This window comes from Corynebacterium sp. MSK004 (assembly GCF_030232515.1).
Taxonomy (GTDB): domain Bacteria; phylum Actinomycetota; class Actinomycetes; order Mycobacteriales; family Mycobacteriaceae; genus Corynebacterium; species Corynebacterium hesseae.
The window spans coordinates 178,353-199,042 of record NZ_JASPKB010000001.1; the positions used below are offsets into that span (position 1 = coordinate 178,353).

Here is a 20,690-nt window from a genome sequence, read left to right on the forward strand (position 1 = left end):
ATGGTTTACTAAAGGGGATGGAACCACTTGAGCTCTCCGCCCTGACGGGCACGCAGTCGCGCACCTACGGCACGCGCAAGATCACCAAGGACATGATCTCAGCACCCGTGCACGTGGCTATTGCACTGTGGGATGAGCGCTGGGATTCCGCCGAGAATGGCACAATCGACGGCTGGGTCATCGCCGTTAACACCAAGAAAACGCGCTTCGTGCGCAAGGGCCAGATTAAAAAGGGCGATATCGTTGAGGTAGCCGTCCGCGAATTGGAGAAGGCCACGAAGAATATCCGGGGCCGCAAGTGGATAGTCACTGGGCGCCGGCAAGCGGCGCTGCGGGCGGCGCTGGAAAAGCGCGGCTATACCGTGACGGGGAGTTTTGCGGAGGAGAATAGGGCGTCGAAAAGCGCTAGCTCCGTGCGCCGCAAGCAGGCTGGAATCACCGCGCGCCGCGCGAAGAAAGAAGGCGAGGCCCCACGCAAGAAGCAGGTAGTAAAGGTAGAAACGCCGAAGGCGCACTGGTGGCCGAACTTCTCGACGGCCTCCTCGTGGCCCGAAGGCACCACCGTACGCATCGCCACGGATGCCTCCTCGGACACGGTGTTTAAGGGCTCCATGTGCTTCGTGGCCAGCAACGGTGACTACCGGTTGCGCACGCGCAAGACGACGGCCGGCACCGATGAGCTTGAGCTCGAATCTCTCACGTTGGCGTTGAAGTACCTGCTCAAGGTTGGTGCGACCAAGGCGATCATCGAGTCGGACTCAGTAGCCGCTCTGGAAGCGGTGGAGCAGATTCGGCAGAAGGGCTCGAAGGCGATGCGCTCCCGCGGCGTGTGGCGGGGGCTGTCTTCAGGTTCGCGCTCGCGCTTCCAGCAAGCGTGGAATGACGTGGAGGGAGTCTGCGCGGTGACCATTCGCCGCGTGATGGGGCATGCTGGTGATCCGCTGAACCGAGCGGCGGACCAAATTGCATATATGGGCCTGCGCGCGATTGCGCATCCGATGAAGCAATCGCGGGCAACGCTGAAAGAAGGCATCCGGAAGACGCTGGCCAAGCTCTAATTCGGGGTTCGGTGTACTAGTGGCCTAGTGTGAATCGCATGAGCAATCCCTTTGACTCCAACCCCTTCGAGGAGCCGGCCAAGCCAATCAACGGCCACGGGGCTAATCCCTTCGAGGAGCCCGCGCACGAGACGCACGCGAAACCATCCGCGACACCGTCCGCAGGGCCTTATGTCGAGCCTTTTGCGGAGCCTGAGCGCGCATACACACCAGCGCCCCTGCCGGACTATTCCGTTGAGCAGCACTCACCGGGTGGCACGATCCACAGCTTCTCCCTTTTCAAGGGTCTACTCAGTCTGTTCTCGGTGCTCATTGGCTTCACCGGAATTACTGACGGCGACGTAGCCTCCGGCATTGGCTTCGCCCTGCCCGGAGCGTGGTACTTCTTCAAGACGCTGCAGCAGAAAGCCAACCCGACCACTCCGCAAAAGCGCCACTGGTTTGTCATTTGGATGATTGCCATCGTGCTCATGTTCTTCGGCGCCTAGCCATCACCCGCCGCCACACGATGCGCAGCAGCGAATGCGGAGTCGCCACCACCTCGCGCAGATAGTTCCACCATCGGTCTTTCCGCGGGGTCCGCACGCCGTGCATGTGAACGCGAACCCCTAGGTGCCAGGCCCACATGCGGGTGCGCAGCACGTGGAAGTCATTGGTCACAACGCGGAAATAGGTGTATTCCGGGCACAGCGCATGGGCGCGCTCGAGGTTCTCGTTGGTGCTAGTAGCGAGTGGTTCGAGGAGAATCCGCTCTGGGTGAATACCGCGTTCGATGAGGTAGCGTGCCATCGGCTCCGCCTCCCCGAAGCCGGACACGATAATCGGCTCCTCCGGCAACAGGCGAGCCATCACCACCGCGCGGTCCAACCGGCTGCACAGCAGTGATCCGGGCTCACCGCCCTCGACGCGCGCGCCCAACACCAGAAGCGGAAACTGCATGCCCGCTAGCTTAGCGTGCATACTGGTCAGCATGAGCATGTGCGTAGTCGGTTCCATCAATGCTGACCTCGTGGTCCACACCGCGCGGCATCCCCAGCCGGGCGAAACCCTCTTAGGTAGCGGCGGCACCATCACCGCAGGCGGCAAAGGAGCGAACCAGGCGGTCGCGGCTGCCCGGCTGGGTGCGCAGGTGAGCTTCGTCGGTGCGGTCGGCAGCGATGCTTATGCCGCGCCCGCGATGCGCTACTTGCAGTCCAGCGGCGTAGACCTCACGCACGTTGAAGCCAGCGAAGAGGTGACAGGGCTGGCCGTCATCACCGTGGATGAGCAGGGCGAAAACACCATCATCGTGGTGCCGGGCGCTAATGCGCTTGTGGACGCTCCCTTCGTCACCACGCACTCCTCCCCTCTCACGGAATCAGAGCTCATCCTGCTCCAAGGCGAGATACCGGCGGAAGGTTTTGCCAAGGCAATCGAGCTGGCCACGGGGCGAGTAGTGGTGAATCTCGCACCGGTCATCGAAGTGGATAAAGACGCACTCCTGCGCGCCGATCCGCTACTGGCCAATGAACACGAGGCCGGGCTCATCTTGGAGCAGCTGGGCCTTAGTGGCGAGGGCACCCCAGAGGAGCTGGCACAACGGTTGCGCAAAGCCGGCTTTGCCTCAGTGGTCCTCACGCTAGGCGCACGCGGGGCGCTTGTGGCCGAGGGGGCTGACCTTGTGGAAGTTCCCTCCCCGCAGGTCACCGCGGTCGATACGACGGGCGCGGGCGATGCCTTTGCCGGCGCGCTGTGTGCCCGCTTGCTGGAGGGTGATTCGCTGGTGGATGCCGCACGCTTCGCCGCGCGGGTCGGGGCCTTTACCGTCACGGGCCCCGGCGCGCAGGCCTCCTACCCGGATCTGACAAGTGAGTTGCCCGCCTAGTTACTCACCGAGGAGCTGGGAACGCAGGTTCTCATCCTTCTTTTGTACTTCGGCGGCCATGTTCTCTTGGTAGGCCGCCATCTTCTCAACCAGTGCTGAGTCGCCCGCGGAGAGGATGCGCACAGCAAGCAGGCCCGCATTCTTCGCACCACCGATGGACACGGTGGCTACCGGAACTCCACCCGGCATCTGCACGATGGACAGCAGTGAATCGAGACCATCGAGATCCTTCAACGCGCGCGGAATGCCGATGACCGGCAGCGGCGTGGCCGCGGCGACCATGCCCGGCAGGTGGGCCGCACCACCAGCACAGGCGATGATGGCTTTGAGCCCGCGCTCATGAGCAGACTTGGCATAAGCCAGCATCTTTTCTGGGGTGCGGTGCGCACTAACGACGCCCACCTCAAAGGGCACGCCGAACTCGGCGAGCACCTCGGCTGCGGGCTTGACGGTGGGCCAATCGGAATCGGATCCCATGATCAGGCCGACGAGTGGTTCCATGAAAAATCTCCTTCTTTACTAGCGTTTAAGCTCGCTGTGGTCTTAAGAGCGCGCATTGGTCTGAAGAGTGCGCGGTGGGTTTAAGCCCAAAGCGCGTGGACGAGAAAGTGGGCGGCATCGTGGGCAATGCGGCGGGTTTCCTCCACGTCCTCACCAACGACGTTGACGTGGCCGATCTTGCGACCCGGCTGGTGGTCCTTGCCGTAGAGGTGGATCTTCGCCTGCGGGTAGCGCTCCATGACTTCGCGGACGCGCTGCGGCATGGGCATCTGCGGATCCTCCTCGGCTCCCAGCACGTTAGCCATAACGGTAACCGGAGCAAGCGCCGCGGTGGAGCCCAGCGGCAGGTCCAACACGGCGCGCAGGTGCTGTTCAAACTGAGAGGTCACGCAACCATCCTGGGTCCAGTGGCCGGTGTTGTGCGGGCGCATAGCCAGCTCGTTGACGGCGATGTCCTCTTCCACGACCGCTCCCGGGGCTCCTGAAGCAGACGCGATGATGCAGCCTGCGTCTTGCTTCGTGGCGAAGGCGAAGAGCTCCACCGCCAGCACACCTGTCACACCAAGCTCAGTGGCTACCTTGATGCCCACCTGCATGGCGCGTTCCGCTAACTCCGGCGAAACGTTCGGCGCTGGGGCAAAAGCCTCGGCGCAGATGCCATCTCGCTGCACGGACTCGGTGACCGGCCAGGCCTTGACCTCGCCGGAGGGGCGGCGGGCGACGAGCACGGACAGCTCGCGGGTAAGGGAAACTTTTTCCTCAGCCATAAGCGGGGTGCCTGCTGCGAGGAGCTCCTCTACCAGCGGCTCCAGCTCCTCCGCGGACGGGAACCACACGCCATGGCCGTCGTAGCCGCCGCGGCGGGCTTTGAGGCACACGGAACCGTCGACAAGCGCGGCGAAGTCCCGTGCATCCTCCACCGATTCGATGGATGCAAAGCGCGGCACCGGGGCGCCCAGCTCGGACAGCTTCTGGCGCATGAACAGTTTGTCCTGCGCGTAGAGGAGAGCGGAAGGCTGGGGCTGGACGTTGAAGCCGTCGGCAATGAGACGCTCGACGTGCTCCGTGGGTACGTGCTCGTGCTCAAAGGTAATTGCATCCGCGCCTTCCGCGGCGGCGGTGAGCACGTCGAGATCGTGGTAGTCACCGAGCACCACATCCGGGATCACCTGTGCGGCGGACTTGTCTGGCGCGGAGGCCAGCACGCGCAAGCTGATGTCGAGCTCTGCGGCGGCCGGCTGCATCATGCGTGCAAGCTGGCCGTCTCCATAAACAGTAACGAGGGGTTTGTGTTGTTCACTCACCCTTTCAATACTAGCCTTGGGGCCATGATCGTCCGGCATACCATCTTTCAGAACTCCCTCATGACCGCGCTGTTGGATGGCATTTACGACGGCGAAATGACCATCGGCGAGCTCTTGGGCAAAGGCAATTTTGGCATCGGCACCTTCGATGCGCTGGATGGGGAGATGATTATCCTCGACGGCGTGTGCTACCAGCTACGCGGCGATGGCACCGCGACGGTAGCGGACTTGGACCAGGGAACCCCCTTCGCGGTGGCCACGAACTTCGTCCCCCGTATTAAGGTGGCCGCGCCCAAGGGATTGAAGCGCGAGGAGCTTTCGGCCTTCATCGATGAGGTGGAGCCTTCCGCCAACTACATGTACGCGGTGCGCATCACCGGCCGCTTCAGCAACGTGGTTACCCGCACGGTGGTCAAGCAGAGCAAGCCTTATCCGCCGATGGCGCAGGCCGTGGGCGGCGATAAGGAACTGCGCTTTGAAAACGTCGAAGGCATCATCGGTGGTTTCCGCACACCGGTGTTTGAGAAGGGTATTTCGGTGCCGGGCTGCCACGTGCACTTTATTGACGCTGCGCGCACCTCCGGCGGGCACGTGCTGGACTACACGGTGGATGAGGCCACCATTGAGCTCTGCCCTGGCACGGACCTGGATCTGCGCTTGCCGCTGACCCACGAGTTCCGCTCCGCCAACCTAGCCCCTGATGACTTGGACCAGCAGCTACACACGACGGAGATTAAGGACTAACCCCAGACCGGTTGTTCGTTGAGGATATCCTCGACGCGCTTGGCTTTAGGGATGGATGGGAAATACATCGGCTTCTCGTATCCGTGGAGTGCCAGCGAAATCCCGCCGCGACGGCGGCGCGCACCGCGGATATCGGTGAGCGGGATGGAATCGACGCGCTTGCCTTCGCGGGCGATGACGCGCAGGTTGGTCACGATGAAGCGCTTACGGCGGGCTTTCACCAAGGGAAGGACGAAGCGCCAGGCAGCAAGTAGGGCCCATAGAGCTACTAAACCATTGCGAAGCGCCAAGTCAATGCCGTTATAGTCACACCAGCCGATGGCAATCCAGCACACCCCGGTAATCACGACGAGCTCTAGAAAAGGAAAGAGCAGCGTCCGAAAGGGAGCGGTCATGTCCGCGCGAACAACTTCGCCGCGGCCCATCTGCATGAGGTTCATGGGGCTCATGGTACCTCCCGTCCACGTTCACCCCATTCCTCCCCTGCCCACGGCTGGCTCTGGGTTATTTTGGCAACGGACCGCAAATGGCATCTCACAGAAGGCATTAGTCAAAAGGTGCCTTTGGGGCCAAAGACACCTCTTGCGGGTCTGTAGATGGCGTTTTCAGGGGCAAAGACGCCTTTTGACTAATGCCATTTGATAGATGCCGTGTGGAAAGCACCGTAGCTGAGTGTCCTGGATGAGTGCCCTAGTCATGCCCGCTAGGAGGAGCCGTAGAAAAGTCGCACGCCGACTTAGTTATCAGCCGGGCGCAGGTGGATGACATCGCCCGCGGAGTAGTACTCGCCGCCGACGTTAATGCGTCCGTCATCTGCCACGCCCTCGACGGTGCCGATGACGTCGCCGGTCGGAGCTTCGAGGCGGACTTCCTGCCCGATCGAAGAGCAGACCTTGCGGTAATCAGCCATGAGCTGCGGATCCTGCTTCTCCCACTGGGTGATGCGGTGGCGCAGGTTCTTCAGCACGGTGATGGCCAGCTCAGTGCGGTCGGTATCGAGCCCTTCGAGTGCGAGGGACGTCGCGGCCTCGATGGGCAGTTCCTCACGGGTCAGGGTGACGTTGATGCCCATGCCCACGACTACGCGGGCTGAAGGCGGATTCGCAGACTGAGTCTTGGGGGCGACTTCAGCTTTGCTGACCTCAGCTTTGTTGATCTCAGCCTTATTAATCTCTGCTTTGTTCACCTCTGCCTTGTTCACTTCGGCCTTGTTGATTTCAGCCTTGGAAACTTCGGTCTTCGGAGCAGATTTGAAGGCCTCCCCCACAGGGCCGGCTTCAGCGAGGATGCCACACAGCTTCTTGCCATCGATGTGCACATCATTCGGCCACTTGAGCACCGCACCCTCGACCGAGTCGGTCACGGCCAAGCCGGCGGCCAGGGGCAGGGTGCCAAGGTGATCAAGCGAATCCGGGAGGATCAGCACGGAAAAGATAAGCTGCGCCCCCGCCGGGCTCACCCACTGGCGGCCCAAGCGGCCTTTGCCGGACACCTGTTCGTTGGCCAGCAGTACGGTGCCATCAGCCACCTTCTCGGCCTGCATGAGATCGGTATTGGTGGAGCCAGTGGACTCTGTGTAATCGATGACAGCGAAGTCGCCGCCCAGCGCTTCGCGAATTCGGTCCATATCAAGTGCAGTCATGCACCCCAGGTTACCCGCCGGGCCACGGCCTCCTAGCAGTAACTAAAAGTAATCCGGATTGGCCAGAATTGTGCGGGCAGTAGCATCGTCAAGACAGGTAGTCAGCACCGCCTGCGGCAACGCGTGAGTAACCTGCTCAGGTGTCACGGTGATCTGCCGTGTATCCGCCAAGAAAGAAACAGTATCCCCAATCAATTTGTCATAGTCCGCGCGGTCTTGCGCCCCGAGGCTATCCGGCTTTCCTTCGGTTACCAGCACATAGCGGGTTGCTGGGGTGACCCACTCACAGACCCACTCGCCATATTCCTGCAATTCCGAGTCCGAGACCTCCAGCCCCATCCCCTTCATGCTGGCGCGCATGGTGGAGCGGTCAATATGGCCGTTGTCCACCAACTGTGAGCGGACCTCAGACGCATCGACGGTATCCGCAAAAATAGCGCGGAACACGGTATCGCGGTGGGCTTCTTCGGACGCAGTGGCCGGCGATGACGTCGCAGATTCCTTCGAAGGCATTGTCGGGGAAGGCTCTTCCGAAGAAGATTTGGTAGTGGAGGTCGATGACTCCGTCGTAGTCTCCGAAGATGCCGAAGACGCATCAGCGGTCCCAGTAGAAACGGTTGTCAGTGGCGCAAAGGACTCAGCGGACTCCGTGCTGGAGCAACCGACCAAGAGCAGCGCGAGGAGAGGAGCGAACTTCTTCATAGTGAATTCCAGCCTAATGCACCTGCCGCCAGGTGCTAGTGTGTGTCCATGGCAAAGGTCACTTTTGAGAACGTCGGCATTACCTATCCCCGTGCCGAGAAACCCACGGTCAAAGACCTCAATCTCGAGATTGCGGATGGCGAGTTTCTGGTCCTCGTCGGCCCGTCCGGCTGCGGTAAGTCCACCACGCTGCGCGCCCTCGCGGGGCTGGAGCCGGTCTCCAGCGGCCGCATCCTTATTGACGGCAAAGACGTCACGGGCCTTGAGCCAGGCGATCGCGATATCGCCATGGTCTTCCAGAACTACGCGCTCTACCCGCACCTCACCGTTGCCCAGAACATGGGCTTCGCCCTCAAGCTGGCCAAGATGCCCAAGGCTGAAATCAAAGCCAAAGTAGAAGAAGCAGCGAAGACCCTTGGGCTGACGGAGTACCTGCAGCGCAAGCCCAAAGACCTCTCCGGTGGTCAGCGTCAGCGCGTGGCCATGGGCCGCGCCATCGTGCGCGAGCCGAAGGCCTTCCTCATGGATGAGCCCCTGTCTAACCTCGACGCTAAGCTGCGCGTGCAAACCCGCGCGGAGCTGGCCAGCCTCCAACAGCGTCTCGGCACCACCACTGTCTACGTCACCCACGACCAGGTGGAGGCCATGACCATGGGTGACCGCGTGGCCGTGCTCAAGGACGGTGTTCTGCAGCAAGTCGCGCCACCGCGCGAGCTCTACGACGCTCCCGCTAACGAATTCGTCGCCGGTTTCATCGGTTCCCCCGCGATGAACATCTTCGACTACAACGGCGGACGCGTCGGCGTTCGCCCGGAAAAAATGTTCATCAATAAGGGGCCGATTGGCTTCCAAGGCACGGTGGAGTTCGTGGAAGAGCTGGGCTCTGAGTCCTTCGTCTACGTCATGGTGGGCGAGCAGCGCTTCGTCGCCCGCGCGAGCGACAACGTTCCGCAGCGTGGTGAGAACGTCGTGCTGACCTTTAACCCCCGCGAGGCTCACCGCTTCGATCCGGAGACCGGCCAGCGTATTGAGGCTTAAGAAACACCACGGACAGGGGTGATTTCACCCCCGTTTGAAGTGAATTAAAAGCCAAAACCACGTGCAGTGTGGGGATGATCCCCTATTTTGTAGTCATCAGAAGTTTTCCGAAAGGTGAATATTCAATGAAGAAGCCCTTCCTCCCCAGCTCGCTACGTTCTGTCCGCCGCGGCGTTGTCGTCACCACCGCTGCACTCGCACTGACCTTGGCGGGTTGCTCCTCGAGCGACGAGGGATCGTCGTCAAGCACTGGCTCCGATGCCTCCTCGACTGATGGTGACGGCCGCGGCCCCATCACCTTCGCCATGGGCAAAAACGATACCGACAAGATCACGCCCATCATCGAGGCATGGAACGCCGAGCACCCAGATGAGAAGGTCGAGCTCAAGGAGCTCGCCGGCGAGGCCGACGCTCAGCGCGAGACCCTCGTGCAGTCCCTGCAGGCGGGCAACTCCGACTACGACGTCATGGCGCTGGACGTGGTCTGGACCGCGGACTTCGCCGCTAACCAGTGGCTGGCACCGCTAACCGGTGACCTTGAGGTGGACACCTCCGGACTGCTGGAGCCCACCGTGGAGTCCGCCACCTACAACGACACCCTCTACGCGCTGCCGCAGAACACCAACGGCCAGCTGCTCTTCCGCAACACTGAGTTGGCGGACAAGGCTCCGGAGAAGTTCGCAGACATCGCTTCTGCCTGCGAGGCTCTCAAGGATGATGCTTCCTGCCTGACCACGCAGCTCAAGCAGTACGAGGGCCTCACCGTCAACACCGCCGGCTTCATCGAGGGCTGGGGCGGCTCCATCTTGGATGATGAGGGCAACATCGCTGTTGACTCCGACGAGGCCAAGGAAGGCCTGCAGGCGCTTGTCGACGCCTACGAAGACGGCACCATCTCCAAGGACTCCACCGCCACAACGGAGGAGGAGACCAACCTCGCTTTCACTGAGGGCAAGACCGCTTTTGCCATCAACTGGCCGTACATGTACACCAATTCCGAAGAGGCTGGCGTGAAGTTTGAGGTCCAGCCGCTGGTGGGCAAGGACGGAGTCGGTGTCTCCACCCTCGGTGGCTACAACAACGGCATCAACATCAACTCCGAGCACAAGGCTACGGCCCTGGATTTCATGAAGTTCATCATCAACGAGGAGAACCAGAAGTCCTTCGCTGAGGCTTCCTTCCCGCCGGTGCTGGCCTCCATCTACGACGATGAGTCCCTCGTCGAGGAGTTCCCGTACCTTCCGGCTCTGAAGGAATCCCTGGAGAACGCCGCGCCGCGTCCGGTCTCCCCGTTCTACACCGCCATCTCCAAGGCCGTGCAGGATAACGCCTACGCGGCTCTGACCGCTGACAAGTCCGTCGATGACGCTACGAAGGACATGAAGGCCGCCATCGAGGCAGCCTCCCAGGGTTAATCTTCCCAGCGTGAAATGGGGGCGCGAGTAAGTCCACGTGACTTGCCCGCGCCTCCTTCTTTGATCTGGATTTAAACCAATGGGCATCAAGGTGCTCGCGCGCAGAGGATGTCCAGAGGATGTCTACGCCACCCGCTATGATTTTCCCCAACCCCCGATAACCCCCTCCCCTATAAATCAGAAAGGCAGGCACCGCATGGCTGGAGCACCGCCTACCGCGCAGCCCCGCAGACAGTATCTGCGCGTTGCTGCGCTCATCGCGCCGGCGCTGATAGCGCTGGCCGTGGTCATCGGCTATCCCATCGTGCGCGCTGTGATGTTGTCCTTCCAGGGCAACAAGCGGCTTAACCCGACCACGGGTGTATTCGAGGAAGGCGCATTCGCAGGCCTCGAGAACTACCTGTACTGGATCACTAATCGCTGCATGTCTGCCACCGGCCAGGCCAGCACGTGCCCGGATGGCGTCATCGCTACTGATTTCTGGCCGGCACTTAAGATCACGCTCTTTTTCACCGTGGTCACGGTGACCCTGGAAACGATTTTGGGCATGTTCATGGCGCTGGTGATGAACGGCGAATACCGCGGTCGCGGCCTCGTGCGCGCGGCGGTGCTGGTTCCCTGGGCCATTCCCACCGCAGTCACCGCGAAGCTATGGCAGTTCATGTTTGCACCGGATGGCATCGTTAACGCGCTCATCGGCTCGCGCATCGCATGGACCACGGACCCGTTCTATGCCCGCCTCGCGGTGATTATCGCTGATGTGTGGAAGACCGCCCCGTTCATGGCACTGCTCATCCTGGCAGGCCTGCAGATGATTCCGCGCGATGTCTATGACGCAGCACGCGTGGACGGCGCCTCGCGTATCCAAACCTTCTTCACCATCACCCTGCCACTGGTGCGGCCAGCACTCATGGTGGCCATCCTCTTCCGCACGCTGGATGCGCTGCGTATGTACGACCTGCCGGTCATCATGATCTCCGCTTCCTCCAACGCGCCGACGGCCACCATTTCCCAGCTGGTGGTGGAAGACATGCGCCAGGGCCACTTCAACTCAGCCTCCGCGCTGTCCACACTCATCTTCCTGCTTATCTTCACCGTCGCGTTCATCCTCGTCCGCTTCCTCGGCGCTGATATCTCCGGTACTGCTCGCCAGAAGAAGGAGAAGAAGTCATGAAAAAGCTTGGCCACTACCTCGGCATCCTCTTCATCATGTTCTGGGGGCTCGCGCCCTTCTACTGGATGGTTGTCACCGCCTTGCGGCACAAGTCCCATACCTTCGACACCACCCCGTGGCCCACGCACGTGACCTTGGACAACTTCCGGGATGCACTGGCAACAGACAAGGGCAATGACTTCCTCAACGCACTGGGGAACTCTTTGCTTATCTCCCTAGCCACGACCGCTGTCGCAGTCCTCATCGGCGTGTTCACCGCCTATGCGCTAGCTCGCTACGACTTCCCTGGAAAAGGTATCGTCACCGGCATCATCCTGGCCGCCTCGATGTTCCCGGCCATCGCGTTGGTGACCCCGCTCTTCCAGCTCTTTGGCAACCTCGAGTGGATTGGCACCTACCGCGCGATGATCATTCCGAATATCTCCTTCGCGCTGCCCCTGACTGTCTACACGCTGCTGAGCTTCTTCCGTCAGCTGCCCTGGGAGCTGGAGGAAGCTGCCCGCGTGGACGGCGCTTCCCGCGGTCAAGCTTTCCGCCTCGTGCTCCTGCCCCTGGCCGCGCCCGCGCTGTTTACCACCGCCATCATCGCTTTCATCACAACGTGGAACGAGTTCATGCTGGCCAAGCAGCTATCCACCACTGCTACTGAGCCGGTGACCGTGGCTATCGCGCGTTTCTCGGGCCCCTCGGCCTTCGAGTACCCCTATGCCGCCACCATGGCCGCGGGCGCGCTGGTAACGGTTCCGCTCATCATCATGGTGCTCATCTTCCAGCACCGCATCGTCGCCGGCCTCACCGCCGGAGGTGTCAAGGCTTAATGCGCCGTGAACTGCTATGGGACACCGCGCTGGGATTCGTTGGCTTCTTTGCCTTCCTGGCGCTGGTGCAAGCAGTCCTCAATCTTTTTCACCCCTCCCCCGCCATCTGGCCGGGGCTCCTGGCGGGCGCGCTGTGCCTGGCGGAGTTTCTGCTGTGGCGGGCCAAACGGAAGGATCTCCGATGACCTGGCACGATAACGCCATTTTCTACCAGGCCCTCGTGGGCTCGTACAAGGACACCCACGGCGAAGGCGTTGGCACGCTACGTGGAGTTATTGAGAAGCTGGATTACCTCAAGTGGCTCGGAGTGGACTGCCTGTGGCTCTCCCCCTTCTATCCCTCCCCGCTGCGCGATGACGGCTATGACATCGCCGACTACTACTCCATTCACCCTGACTACGGCACGATGGAAGACTTTGACGAGCTCGTCACCGAACTTCACGCTCGTGGCATGCGCCTCATGACGGATTTGGCTTTCAACCACACCTCTACCGATCATCCGTGGTTCCAGGCCTCCCGCACCGATCCGGAAGGCCCTTACGGTGACTATTACGTGTGGGGCGATGATCCCCTGCGCTACCCCGAGATCCGCATTATCTTCACCGATACGGAAACCTCGAATTGGGCATGGGACCCGGAGCGCAAGCAGTACTACTTCCACCGCTTCTACTCACACCAGCCGGACCTAAACTACGACAACCCGAAGGTCCACGAGGAAGTATTCAAGATTCTTTCCTTCTGGCTAGATAAGGGCGTGGACGGCTTCCGCCTCGATGCCATCGCCTACCTGTACGAGCGTGATGGGGTGGGCGGCGAGTCTCTGCCGGAGACGGTCGAGTTTGTGGAGAAGGTCCGCGCCTTCATCGACGAGAATTACCCCGAGGCCATCATGATCGCGGAGGCTAACCAGCCGCCCGAAGAAACCATGGAGTTTTATGGCACGGGCAATCGCTTCCACATGGTGTTCAACTTCCCAGTGATGCCGCGGCTTTACCAAGCCCTCGCGCTGGGGGACGCCACACCGGTCTACGACATCATGGCGGAGCTTCCGGAGCTTCCCCAGGGTTGTCAGTGGGGCACCTTCCTGCGCAACCACGACGAGCTGACCCTAGAAATGGTCGACGAGGACCAGCGCGCCATCATGTACGAGCACTACCTGCCGGATGAGCAGATGCGCGCCCACGTGGGCATCGCGCGGCGCCTCGCGCCGCTGTTGGGCAATGATTACCGCAAGATTGAGCTTTTTTATTCACTACTCATGACGCTGCCGGGTGCGCCCTTCCTGTATTACGGCGATGAGATTGGTATGAACGATGCCCCCGAATTGCCCGACCGCGATGCCGTGCGCACGCCCATGCAATGGGAGCCCGGTGAGGGCGCAGGTTTCACTACATCCGCTCACCCGCGCCGTCCCATCGTCGGCGGCGTAGGGGTCTCAGTGAAAGAGCAGCTTGCCGACGACTCCTCGCTCCTCCACCGCCTCCGCGGTCTAATCCAGCAGCGTAAGGCACATCCGGAACTCGGCACCGCACCTTTCGAAGCCGTGGAAACCGGTCAGACGGGCGTTCTGGGATTCCAGCGCGGTGAGTTGTTGTGCCTCCATAACTTCACGGATCAGACCGTCGACCTAGGCCCTGTGGAGCTCGGGCCCTATGGCTACGCCTGGCTGCCCATTGAGGCTTAAAAAGGCGCTCGTTTCTCACCTCATATTTCGCGCTAGGTTAACTGAAAGTTAACTCGCCGTGAACGAAAGCTAGCTTTTAGAGAACTTTACCTATATAGTTGGTTTAACCCCATGATGCGGACGGCCGCATCATTACGACAAGAAATAGAGAGGTGAGCCAAATGAATACCCTGACCGGATTCCTTTCCGCCATCACTAACGAATTCAAGAGTGCCACCGGAATCAACCTTGACACGGTGCACCCGGCGCCGCTGGTATCGCAGATCGCCGAAGATCTGCACAAGCACGGCCTCGTCCCAGCCACCCGCACCGACATCGAAGAGTCCTACGCGGCGCTGACCAACTCCTTTCCCAGCGAAGAGGATCTCACAGAGGTTGAACTCTTCCTTTACAACCTCGGCTGGCTAGCCAACGCTCCAGATAAAGCCGCTTAATCCACATCACAACTAGCCCCTCTTGTGCCCTGCCACAAGAGGGGCTATAGTTTCACATATCGGCTATCAGGCCTGTTACTCGCAAGAGGCAAGAACCTGAAGCAGAATCCCCCTTTAACGAAAGGGACTTCAGCTTCATTGCTCTCGCGAGTCTTTTTCGTTTTGGGACTTTTCGAAAGCCTAAGAACGAAAGTGAGGACATCATGACCGCCCCGGTACGTGATTATCCAAAGCTTGCCCACGACATCATCACTCTGGTCGGCGGGCCATCTAACATCACAGGAATTGCTCGGTGCGCCACTCGCCTGCGCCTCGTCCTGAAGAGCACTCCCGAAGACGCCCACACCAAGATTGAAAATCTGCCCGGCGTCATCACAACCGTCGAGAAGGGAGGGCAGTTCCAAATCGTCATCGGCAACCGCGTGGGAGAGGTCTACGAAGCTGCCATTGATCAGCTAGGAATCGATCCTAATGAACAGCAGATTGATGACGAGGACAATAAACCCACCCTCATGAACCGCATCATCGCTATGATGTCGGCGGTTTTTGCCCCCTTCATTTACGTACTCGCCGCAGCGGGCCTTATCCAAGGTGCGCTCATCCTCATCACTGCCGCCTGGCCGGAGTTTGGTGAGACAGGTACATACGAGATTTTCTCGCTCATGAGCTGGGCGCCTTTTACTTTCCTCCCCATCCTCATCGCGATCACCGCCTCGCAATTCTTCAAGACCAACACATTCATCTCTGTCGCCGCCGTTGGCGCTCTCGTCGCCCCAGAAATGGCCGACATTGCCTCACGTGTGGCCGAGGGCGAACACATTTCGCTTTTCGGTTTTGGATTGAGCGAGACCACATACACCTCAACTGTGCTTCCACCCCTTTTCGTCGTGTGGGGATTGTCTTACCTCGAAAGGTTTTTCCGGAAGCACCTACCTGAGGTCATCACGCAGCTGTTTACCCCGCTGTTCTGCCTCATCATCGCCGTGCCACTCACTGTTCTGATTATTGGCCCTCTATCCAACCAGGGCGCAATTCTCATTGCAGACGGTTTCAACTGGTTGGTCGATGTTGCTCCCCCTGTCGCCGCAGCCATGGTAGGTGGTTTCTGGCAGGTAATCGTCATTTTTGGTGTGCACTGGGGCGTTACCCCAATGGTCCTCGCGAACTTTGAACAGTATGGCTCAGACCCCTTCCAGGCCTTCCAGACCGCTGCGGTGATTGCTCAGGTTGGAGCGGCCTTCGGAGTCTTCCTCAAGTCTCGCAGCCCCGAAATGAAGAAGGTCGCCGCATCCGCTTCCCTGACCGGCGTCTTCGGCATCACTGAACCCGCTATTTATGGCGTTACACTCCGCCTAAAGAAGCCATTCATTGTGGGCTGTGTCGCGGGTGCGGCAGGCGCCATTGTGGTGTCCCTCTTCGGTTCCCTGCAATACGTCTATGCAGGACTACCTGGCGTGCTCACCATCATGAATGCCTACGAACCTGGAACGAACTCGCTCATGGGAGAGATTATTGGCTGCGCTGTAGCATTCTTCGGAGCCGTCATCGGCGTCTACTTTGTTGGTTTCACGGATGTGCTCGCCGAGGCCCCTGCCGAAGCAACCGACAGCTCCCCCGACTCCGATGCCGCATCCGCTGAATACCACAACCAGCTCTCCCAAAAAGAGACCGTCTTCCACATCTCAAGCCCTGTGACTGGCACAGTTCTCGCTCTTAACGAGGTGGACGATCCGGTCTTTGCACAGGGCACCATGGGCGAGGGCGTGGCCGTAGAACCGACCGACAACAAGGTTTACGCGCCCTTCGATGGCACTGTTGCGACAGTCCTTCCATCCAAACACGCTGTAGGGATCATTTCAGATGACGGCGTTGAAGTTCTGGTCCACATCGGCCTAGACACGGTCGCGCTCAAGGGAAAGCCATTCACCAGTCACGTTACAAAGGGACAGCGCGTCGAAGAAGGAGACTTATTGGTTGAATTTGATGCTCAATTGATTACCCAAGCGGGCTATTCCCTCACTACGCCAGTAATCATCACGAATACGAAAAAGTTCGCTGATGTCATCATCCATCCATCAACCCGTACCACTCATGGAAACGAGCTCATGGCCGTTGAAGCCAAGTCCTCGAACCAGACTCACGCAGAAGGAGCCAAGTAAATGACCACGACACTCAATCCGGATTTCCTCTGGGGCGGCGCTGTTGCTGCACACCAATTCGAAGGCGGCTGGAACAAGGGCGGTAAAGGCCCCTCCGTCGTCGACGTCCTCACCGCTGGTGCCCACGGAGTTCCCCGCCGCGTCACCGAAACCATCGAAGCCAACGAGTTCTACCCCAACCACGAAGCAATCGATTTCTACGGTCGCTTCCGCGAAGACATCAAACTTTTCGCAGAAATGGGACTCAAATGCTTCCGCACGTCAATTGCCTGGTCCAGGATTTTCCCGCAAGGCGATGAGCTTGAGCCCAATGAAGAAGGACTCAAGTTCTATGACGAGGTCTTCGACGAGCTTCTTAAGTACGGTATCGAGCCCGTCATCACATTAAGCCACTTCGAGATTCCCCTTCACCTCGCTCGTGAATACGGCGGTTTCCGTAACCGCAAGCTCGTGGAATTCTTTGAGCGCTTCGCACGAGTATGCTTCGAGCGCTACCACAAGAAGGTCAAGTACTGGATGACCTTCAACGAGATCAACAACCAAATGAATGTGGATAACCCGCTTTTCCTTTGGACCAACTCGGGCGTGACCATCGCCGAAGGTGAAAACCCCCAGCAGGTGCTGTACCAAACCGCGCACAACTGCCTGCTCGCCTCCGCACGCGCCGTAGCAGTAGGGCACGAGATCAATCCCGACCTACAGATTGGCGCCATGGTTGCCATGGTCCCGGTGTACCCGTACAGCTGCAATCCCTCAGACATCATGGCCGCCGAAATTGCTAGCCGCGATCGATACTTCTTCCCCGATGTACAAATCCGCGGCTCTTACCCGGCCTATGCTCTGAAGAAATTTGAGCGAGAGGGAATTAACCCAGGATTCCAAGAAGGCGACGACGAGATTCTCCGCAACGGCACCGTCGACTACCTCGGGTTCTCCTACTACATGTCCAACACCGTTAAACACGATGCAGTGGCCGACGCTGGTTCCTCGGTCAACGGCGGATTGCCCAATTCAGTAGACAATCCGTATATCAAGTCCTCTGATTGGGGCTGGCCAATCGATCCACAAGGGCTGCGCTACTCCCTCAATTCCCTTTACAACCGCTACCAAAAGCCACTTTTCATTGTGGAAAACGGCTTCGGTGCGGTCGATAACGTGGAAGCCGATGGCTCCATTCACGACGAGGCCCGAATCGACTATCTGCGCAATCACATCGCGGCAGTAAAGGAGGCCGTCCTCGAAGACGGCGTCGATCTCCTGGGCTACACCCCGTGGGGAATCATCGACCTAGTTTCCTTCACCACCGGTGAAATGAAGAAGCGCTACGGAATGATCCACGTCGATCGCGATAATGAGGGCAATGGCACTCTGGCCCGCTCAAAGAAGGATTCTTTCGAGTGGTACCGAAATGTCATAGCTTCCAACGGAGCTGAGCTCTAACAATCTCACCTCCTAAGACAGGGCACGGTCACGTACGACTGCACCTTTCAAGTCTGCGTTACCGTGCCCTGTACCCTAAATCTATGGATGTCATCCGCGCACTTAACAACAACGCTGTGCTCTGTACCGACGCACAAGGTACTCAAGCTATCTGCTTGGGCAAGGGGATTGGTTTCGGTCGAAAGCTTGGCGATGAAATCCAGGATGATGCTGTGGAGCAAGTATTCCGCCCAAGCTCCGCTCACCCCATCGCAAACCTCACCGCACTACTCTCTGATCTCCCGCTAGACATAGTCAATCTTGTTGTAAATTTCGTAAACACGCACTCTCAGGTCAGCGAAACACAGCTTTTAGTTTTAGGCCTAGCAGATCATATTTCTTTCGCAATCGAACGCGAAGAAAGCGGAATCGAATTCAGCTACCCATTGATGTGGGAAGTATCCACTTTGTACCCAGAGGAATTTGAGCTGGGATTAAAGCTCCTCGACCAAGTAGAGAAAGCCACTAGCGTCCGTCTAGCCCGCGATGAAGCCGCCGCCGTAGCGATGCATTTCATCAACGCCCAGTTTGTGGATGGGGATATGACCAAGGCAGAAAACACCACGAAGGAAATCTCTGCTCTTCTCGACTTGGTCTCTTCCGAGCTTCAGTGCCACCTTCGCCCCAGCTCCCCCACAGTCACACGGCTCGTCACGCACCTGCGGTATCTCTTCGCACGTTTACATTCCCCGAGCCGGGAAGCTGACGCACCATTGCACTCCATGCTTGCGGCTATCGAACACGATGATGCTGCAGCAGTGCGCATTGCTCGTCTCGTCCGTTCCAAATTGGAAGGTCAAGGTCATGCCATTAATGACAATGAGCTCGCCTACATTGCCCTACACGTTGCTCGCCTGCACAGCGCCCTTGGAACTGAGCAAGGTGGCAAGGACGGTTAGCATGCACCCAACACGCCGTATGCGAGAAAACCCTCACTTTTCCCGCCCCATCTACCTGCACAAACGTCAATTGTGAGAGAAATCACCCGATCGCCGCTATACATTCCTATACAAAACTTCTCTACACTGTCGAAACATGACTATTTCCTCACATTTGTCGGAGCTTGACTCCCTGAGCGCCGACACCACCGCAGGCAAGATCGCTGAACTGAAGAGGCGTCGCGAAGCAGCGGCGCAGCCCATGGGTGCAAAAGCCCACGACAAGGTCCACGCCCAGGGCCGCCTCACAGCCCGGGAGCGCTTGGACTACCTCCTCGATGAAGGCTCCTTCGTGGAGACCGACATGCTCGCCGTGCACCGCACCACGGACTTCGGGATGGGCAAGAAGCGCCCGCTGACCGATGGCATCGTCACCGGTTGGGGAACCATCGACGGCCGCGAGGTCTGCATCTTCTCCCAGGACGGAACCGTCTTCGGCGGCGCCCTCGGCGAAGTCTACGGCGAGAAGATGATCAAGATCATGGAGCTGTCCATCACCACCGGCCGCCCGCTCATCGGACTGTACGAGGGCGCCGGCGCCCGCATCCAGGATGGCGCCGTGTCCCTGGACTGGATTGCCAAGACCTTCTACCAGAACGTCAAGGCCTCCGGCGTCGTCCCACAAATCTCCGTCATCATGGGTGCTTGCGCCGGCGGCAACGCCTACTCCCCCGCACTGACCGACTTCGTGGTGATGGTGGATGAGAAGTCCAAGATGTTCGTCACCGGGCCCGACGTCATCAAGACCGTCACCGGTGAAGAAGTCAGCCAGGAAGAACTCGGCGGCGCCGGCGTCCACATGCATAAGTCCGGCACCTCGCACTACACCGCTTCTAGCGACGAGGAAGCGCTCGATTGGGTACACGACCTACTGACCTACCTGCCCTCCAATAACCGCCAGCTGACCCCGGTTGAGCCCTACGAGGAGCTGGGCGAAGAAACCGTCGACGACCTCGTGCTGGATAGCATCATCCCGGATTCCCCGAACCAGCCCTATGACGTCAAGGAGATCATCGAGGCTCTCACCGATGACGGCGATTTCCTGGAGATCCAAGCCGACCGCGCCGATAACGTGGTCACCGCCTTCGGCCGCATCGAAGGGCGCACCGTGGGGTTCGTGGCCAACCAGCCCCAGGTCTTCGCCGGCTGCCTCGACATCAATTCTTCGGAGAAGGCCGCGCGCTTCGTGCGCACCTGCGATGCCTTTAATATCCCGATCATTATGCTGGTCGACGTCCCCGGCTTCCTCCCCGGCGCCGACCAGGAACACGATGGCATCCTGCGCCGCGGCGCCAAGCTGCTCTACGCCTACGCCGAAGCCACCGTTCCGAAGATCACCGTCACCCTGCGCAAGGCCTACGGCGGCGCTTACTGTGTGATGGGCTCCAAGGGACTGGGAGCGGACGTCAACCTGGCTTGGCCCACCGCCCAGATCGCGGTCATGGGCGCTGCCGGCGCCGTCGGTTTTATCTACCGCAAGGAGATCAAGGCAGCCCACGAAAAGGGCCTCGACGTAGCTGAGCTGACCAAGTCCTTCGAGCGCGAGTATGAAGACCACATGCTCAACCCGTATAAGGCAGCGGAGCGCGGGCTTATCGACGCCGTCATTCTCCCCTCTGAAACCCGCAGTGCAATCGCCAAAAATCTGCGCTTCTTCACGGACAAGAATGTGGCTCGCCCGGCACGCAAGCACGGCAACATCCCACTTTAGCGCGCACTCGGATCGGCACAGATTA

General features: G+C 59.6%; 21 protein-coding genes. 15 read left to right on the forward strand and 6 right to left on the reverse strand.

The features are described from left to right. Nucleotides 1-17: 17 nt before the first annotated feature. Nucleotides 18-1,058, forward strand: a complete 1,041-nt coding sequence (locus QP999_RS00820; RefSeq protein WP_284847380.1) for an RNase H family protein — start codon at nucleotides 18-20, stop codon at nucleotides 1,056-1,058. A gap of 38 nt (nucleotides 1,059-1,096) precedes the next feature. Next, entirely contained in the window at nucleotides 1,097-1,546 is a 450-nt protein-coding gene (locus QP999_RS00825) for a hypothetical protein (RefSeq protein WP_284847381.1), read from the forward strand. On the opposite strand, the gene QP999_RS00830 is transcribed toward QP999_RS00825, so the two are convergent. Beyond that, nucleotides 1,527-1,997 (reverse strand): YdcF family protein, encoded by a 471-nt coding sequence (locus QP999_RS00830; RefSeq protein ID WP_284847382.1) that lies wholly within the window; start codon nucleotides 1,995-1,997, stop codon nucleotides 1,527-1,529. The two genes, QP999_RS00825 and QP999_RS00830, sit on opposite strands and share 20 nt — an antisense overlap. Before the next feature lie 31 nt (nucleotides 1,998-2,028). Here QP999_RS00830 and QP999_RS00835 point away from each other — a divergent pair, with 31 nt between their 5' ends. Beyond that, nucleotides 2,029-2,922: a ribokinase gene (locus tag QP999_RS00835; protein WP_284847383.1), complete on the forward strand. Its 894-nt coding sequence runs from the start codon at nucleotides 2,029-2,031 to the stop codon at nucleotides 2,920-2,922. On the opposite strand, the gene purE is transcribed toward QP999_RS00835, so the two are convergent. Both purE and QP999_RS00845 read right to left on the reverse strand, forming a co-directional pair. Further along, nucleotides 2,923-3,423 carry a 5-(carboxyamino)imidazole ribonucleotide mutase gene (gene purE, locus QP999_RS00840; protein ID WP_284847385.1) on the reverse strand — a complete coding sequence of 167 codons (501 nt, stop codon included), beginning with the start codon at nucleotides 3,421-3,423 and terminating at the stop codon, nucleotides 2,923-2,925. 80 nt (nucleotides 3,424-3,503) lie between these two features. Then, entirely contained in the window at nucleotides 3,504-4,766 is a 1,263-nt protein-coding gene (locus QP999_RS00845) for a 5-(carboxyamino)imidazole ribonucleotide synthase (RefSeq protein ID WP_284847387.1), read from the reverse strand. On the opposite strand from QP999_RS00845, the gene budA reads away from it, so the two are divergent. Next, nucleotides 4,752-5,471, forward strand: coding sequence for an acetolactate decarboxylase (gene budA / locus QP999_RS00850; protein ID WP_070446344.1), 720 nt, complete (start codon nucleotides 4,752-4,754; stop codon nucleotides 5,469-5,471). The genes QP999_RS00845 and budA overlap by 15 nt on opposite strands. Here the strand turns inward: budA and QP999_RS00855 are convergent. The 3 genes from QP999_RS00855 to QP999_RS00865 all read right to left on the reverse strand — a co-directional run bounded on the left by QP999_RS00855 (nucleotide 5,468) and on the right by QP999_RS00865 (nucleotide 7,815). Next, nucleotides 5,468-5,911, reverse strand: a complete 444-nt coding sequence (locus tag QP999_RS00855) for a hypothetical protein (protein ID WP_284847388.1) — start codon at nucleotides 5,909-5,911, stop codon at nucleotides 5,468-5,470. The two genes, budA and QP999_RS00855, sit on opposite strands and share 4 nt — an antisense overlap. A gap of 296 nt (nucleotides 5,912-6,207) precedes the next feature. Further along, nucleotides 6,208-7,113 carry a biotin--[acetyl-CoA-carboxylase] ligase gene (locus QP999_RS00860; RefSeq protein WP_284847389.1) on the reverse strand — a complete coding sequence of 302 codons (906 nt, stop codon included), beginning with the start codon at nucleotides 7,111-7,113 and terminating at the stop codon, nucleotides 6,208-6,210. A 42-nt stretch (nucleotides 7,114-7,155) separates the two neighbouring features. Beyond that, on the reverse strand, nucleotides 7,156-7,815 hold the full coding sequence (locus QP999_RS00865) for a hypothetical protein (RefSeq protein ID WP_284847390.1): 660 nt from the start codon (nucleotides 7,813-7,815) through the stop codon (nucleotides 7,156-7,158). A 48-nt stretch (nucleotides 7,816-7,863) separates the two neighbouring features. On the opposite strand from QP999_RS00865, the gene QP999_RS00870 reads away from it, so the two are divergent. The 11 genes from QP999_RS00870 to QP999_RS00920 all read left to right on the forward strand — a co-directional run bounded on the left by QP999_RS00870 (nucleotide 7,864) and on the right by QP999_RS00920 (nucleotide 20,665). Further along, nucleotides 7,864-8,853, forward strand: a complete 990-nt coding sequence (locus tag QP999_RS00870; protein WP_070446350.1) for an ABC transporter ATP-binding protein — start codon at nucleotides 7,864-7,866, stop codon at nucleotides 8,851-8,853. Between the two features lie 125 nt (nucleotides 8,854-8,978). Continuing rightward, nucleotides 8,979-10,268: an ABC transporter substrate-binding protein gene (locus tag QP999_RS00875; RefSeq protein WP_070446352.1), complete on the forward strand. Its 1,290-nt coding sequence runs from the start codon at nucleotides 8,979-8,981 to the stop codon at nucleotides 10,266-10,268. 196 nt (nucleotides 10,269-10,464) lie between these two features. After that, nucleotides 10,465-11,442 carry a carbohydrate ABC transporter permease gene (locus QP999_RS00880; RefSeq protein ID WP_070710888.1) on the forward strand — a complete coding sequence of 326 codons (978 nt, stop codon included), beginning with the start codon at nucleotides 10,465-10,467 and terminating at the stop codon, nucleotides 11,440-11,442. Further along, nucleotides 11,439-12,260 carry a carbohydrate ABC transporter permease gene (locus tag QP999_RS00885; protein ID WP_070446356.1) on the forward strand — a complete coding sequence of 274 codons (822 nt, stop codon included), beginning with the start codon at nucleotides 11,439-11,441 and terminating at the stop codon, nucleotides 12,258-12,260. Before QP999_RS00880 ends, QP999_RS00885 begins: the two co-directional genes overlap by 4 nt. Further along, nucleotides 12,260-12,445 carry a hypothetical protein gene (locus QP999_RS00890; protein ID WP_070446358.1) on the forward strand — a complete coding sequence of 62 codons (186 nt, stop codon included), beginning with the start codon at nucleotides 12,260-12,262 and terminating at the stop codon, nucleotides 12,443-12,445. The genes QP999_RS00885 and QP999_RS00890 overlap by 1 nt, the downstream gene beginning before the upstream one ends. Beyond that, nucleotides 12,442-13,944, forward strand: coding sequence for a maltose alpha-D-glucosyltransferase (treS, locus tag QP999_RS00895; protein WP_284847391.1), 1,503 nt, complete (start codon nucleotides 12,442-12,444; stop codon nucleotides 13,942-13,944). Before QP999_RS00890 ends, treS begins: the two co-directional genes overlap by 4 nt. 161 nt (nucleotides 13,945-14,105) lie before the next feature. Beyond that, on the forward strand, nucleotides 14,106-14,378 hold the full coding sequence (locus tag QP999_RS00900; RefSeq protein ID WP_201828648.1) for a hypothetical protein: 273 nt from the start codon (nucleotides 14,106-14,108) through the stop codon (nucleotides 14,376-14,378). 203 nt (nucleotides 14,379-14,581) lie between these two features. Continuing rightward, nucleotides 14,582-16,537, forward strand: coding sequence for a beta-glucoside-specific PTS transporter subunit IIABC (locus QP999_RS00905; RefSeq protein WP_284847392.1), 1,956 nt, complete (start codon nucleotides 14,582-14,584; stop codon nucleotides 16,535-16,537). Continuing rightward, the gene (locus tag QP999_RS00910; protein ID WP_070718424.1) at nucleotides 16,538-17,977 is read left to right on the forward strand and encodes a 6-phospho-beta-glucosidase; all 1,440 of its coding nucleotides are present in this window, start codon (nucleotides 16,538-16,540) and stop codon (nucleotides 17,975-17,977) included. Between the two features lie 83 nt (nucleotides 17,978-18,060). Continuing rightward, entirely contained in the window at nucleotides 18,061-18,915 is an 855-nt protein-coding gene (locus QP999_RS00915; protein ID WP_284847393.1) for a PRD domain-containing protein, read from the forward strand. A gap of 136 nt (nucleotides 18,916-19,051) precedes the next feature. Continuing rightward, nucleotides 19,052-20,665: an acyl-CoA carboxylase subunit beta gene (locus QP999_RS00920; RefSeq protein ID WP_070521352.1), complete on the forward strand. Its 1,614-nt coding sequence runs from the start codon at nucleotides 19,052-19,054 to the stop codon at nucleotides 20,663-20,665. The last annotated feature ends 25 nt before the right edge of the window (nucleotides 20,666-20,690 follow it).

What these genes read in the sequence shown, in the direction of transcription:
- QP999_RS00820 (WP_284847380.1), top strand. Translation starts at nt 18, where the DNA reads ATGGAACCACTTGAGCTCTCCGCCCTGACGGGCACGCAGTCGCGCACC.
- QP999_RS00825 (WP_284847381.1), top strand. Translation starts at nt 1,097, where the DNA reads ATGAGCAATCCCTTTGACTCCAACCCCTTCGAGGAGCCGGCCAAGCCA.
- QP999_RS00830 (WP_284847382.1), bottom strand. Translation starts at nt 1,997, where the DNA reads ATGCAGTTTCCGCTTCTGGTGTTGGGCGCGCGCGTCGAGGGCGGTGAG.
- QP999_RS00835 (WP_284847383.1), top strand. Translation starts at nt 2,029, where the DNA reads ATGAGCATGTGCGTAGTCGGTTCCATCAATGCTGACCTCGTGGTCCAC.
- purE (WP_284847385.1), bottom strand. Translation starts at nt 3,423, where the DNA reads ATGGAACCACTCGTCGGCCTGATCATGGGATCCGATTCCGATTGGCCC.
- budA (WP_070446344.1), top strand. Translation starts at nt 4,752, where the DNA reads ATGATCGTCCGGCATACCATCTTTCAGAACTCCCTCATGACCGCGCTG.
- QP999_RS00845 (WP_284847387.1), bottom strand. Translation starts at nt 4,766, where the DNA reads ATGCCGGACGATCATGGCCCCAAGGCTAGTATTGAAAGGGTGAGTGAA.
- QP999_RS00855 (WP_284847388.1), bottom strand. Translation starts at nt 5,911, where the DNA reads ATGAACCTCATGCAGATGGGCCGCGGCGAAGTTGTTCGCGCGGACATG.
- QP999_RS00860 (WP_284847389.1), bottom strand. Translation starts at nt 7,113, where the DNA reads ATGACTGCACTTGATATGGACCGAATTCGCGAAGCGCTGGGCGGCGAC.
- QP999_RS00865 (WP_284847390.1), bottom strand. Translation starts at nt 7,815, where the DNA reads ATGAAGAAGTTCGCTCCTCTCCTCGCGCTGCTCTTGGTCGGTTGCTCC.
- QP999_RS00870 (WP_070446350.1), top strand. Translation starts at nt 7,864, where the DNA reads ATGGCAAAGGTCACTTTTGAGAACGTCGGCATTACCTATCCCCGTGCC.
- QP999_RS00875 (WP_070446352.1), top strand. Translation starts at nt 8,979, where the DNA reads ATGAAGAAGCCCTTCCTCCCCAGCTCGCTACGTTCTGTCCGCCGCGGC.
- QP999_RS00880 (WP_070710888.1), top strand. Translation starts at nt 10,465, where the DNA reads ATGGCTGGAGCACCGCCTACCGCGCAGCCCCGCAGACAGTATCTGCGC.
- QP999_RS00885 (WP_070446356.1), top strand. Translation starts at nt 11,439, where the DNA reads ATGAAAAAGCTTGGCCACTACCTCGGCATCCTCTTCATCATGTTCTGG.
- QP999_RS00890 (WP_070446358.1), top strand. Translation starts at nt 12,260, where the DNA reads ATGCGCCGTGAACTGCTATGGGACACCGCGCTGGGATTCGTTGGCTTC.
- treS (WP_284847391.1), top strand. Translation starts at nt 12,442, where the DNA reads ATGACCTGGCACGATAACGCCATTTTCTACCAGGCCCTCGTGGGCTCG.
- QP999_RS00900 (WP_201828648.1), top strand. Translation starts at nt 14,106, where the DNA reads ATGAATACCCTGACCGGATTCCTTTCCGCCATCACTAACGAATTCAAG.
- QP999_RS00905 (WP_284847392.1), top strand. Translation starts at nt 14,582, where the DNA reads ATGACCGCCCCGGTACGTGATTATCCAAAGCTTGCCCACGACATCATC.
- QP999_RS00910 (WP_070718424.1), top strand. Translation starts at nt 16,538, where the DNA reads ATGACCACGACACTCAATCCGGATTTCCTCTGGGGCGGCGCTGTTGCT.
- QP999_RS00915 (WP_284847393.1), top strand. Translation starts at nt 18,061, where the DNA reads ATGGATGTCATCCGCGCACTTAACAACAACGCTGTGCTCTGTACCGAC.
- QP999_RS00920 (WP_070521352.1), top strand. Translation starts at nt 19,052, where the DNA reads ATGACTATTTCCTCACATTTGTCGGAGCTTGACTCCCTGAGCGCCGAC.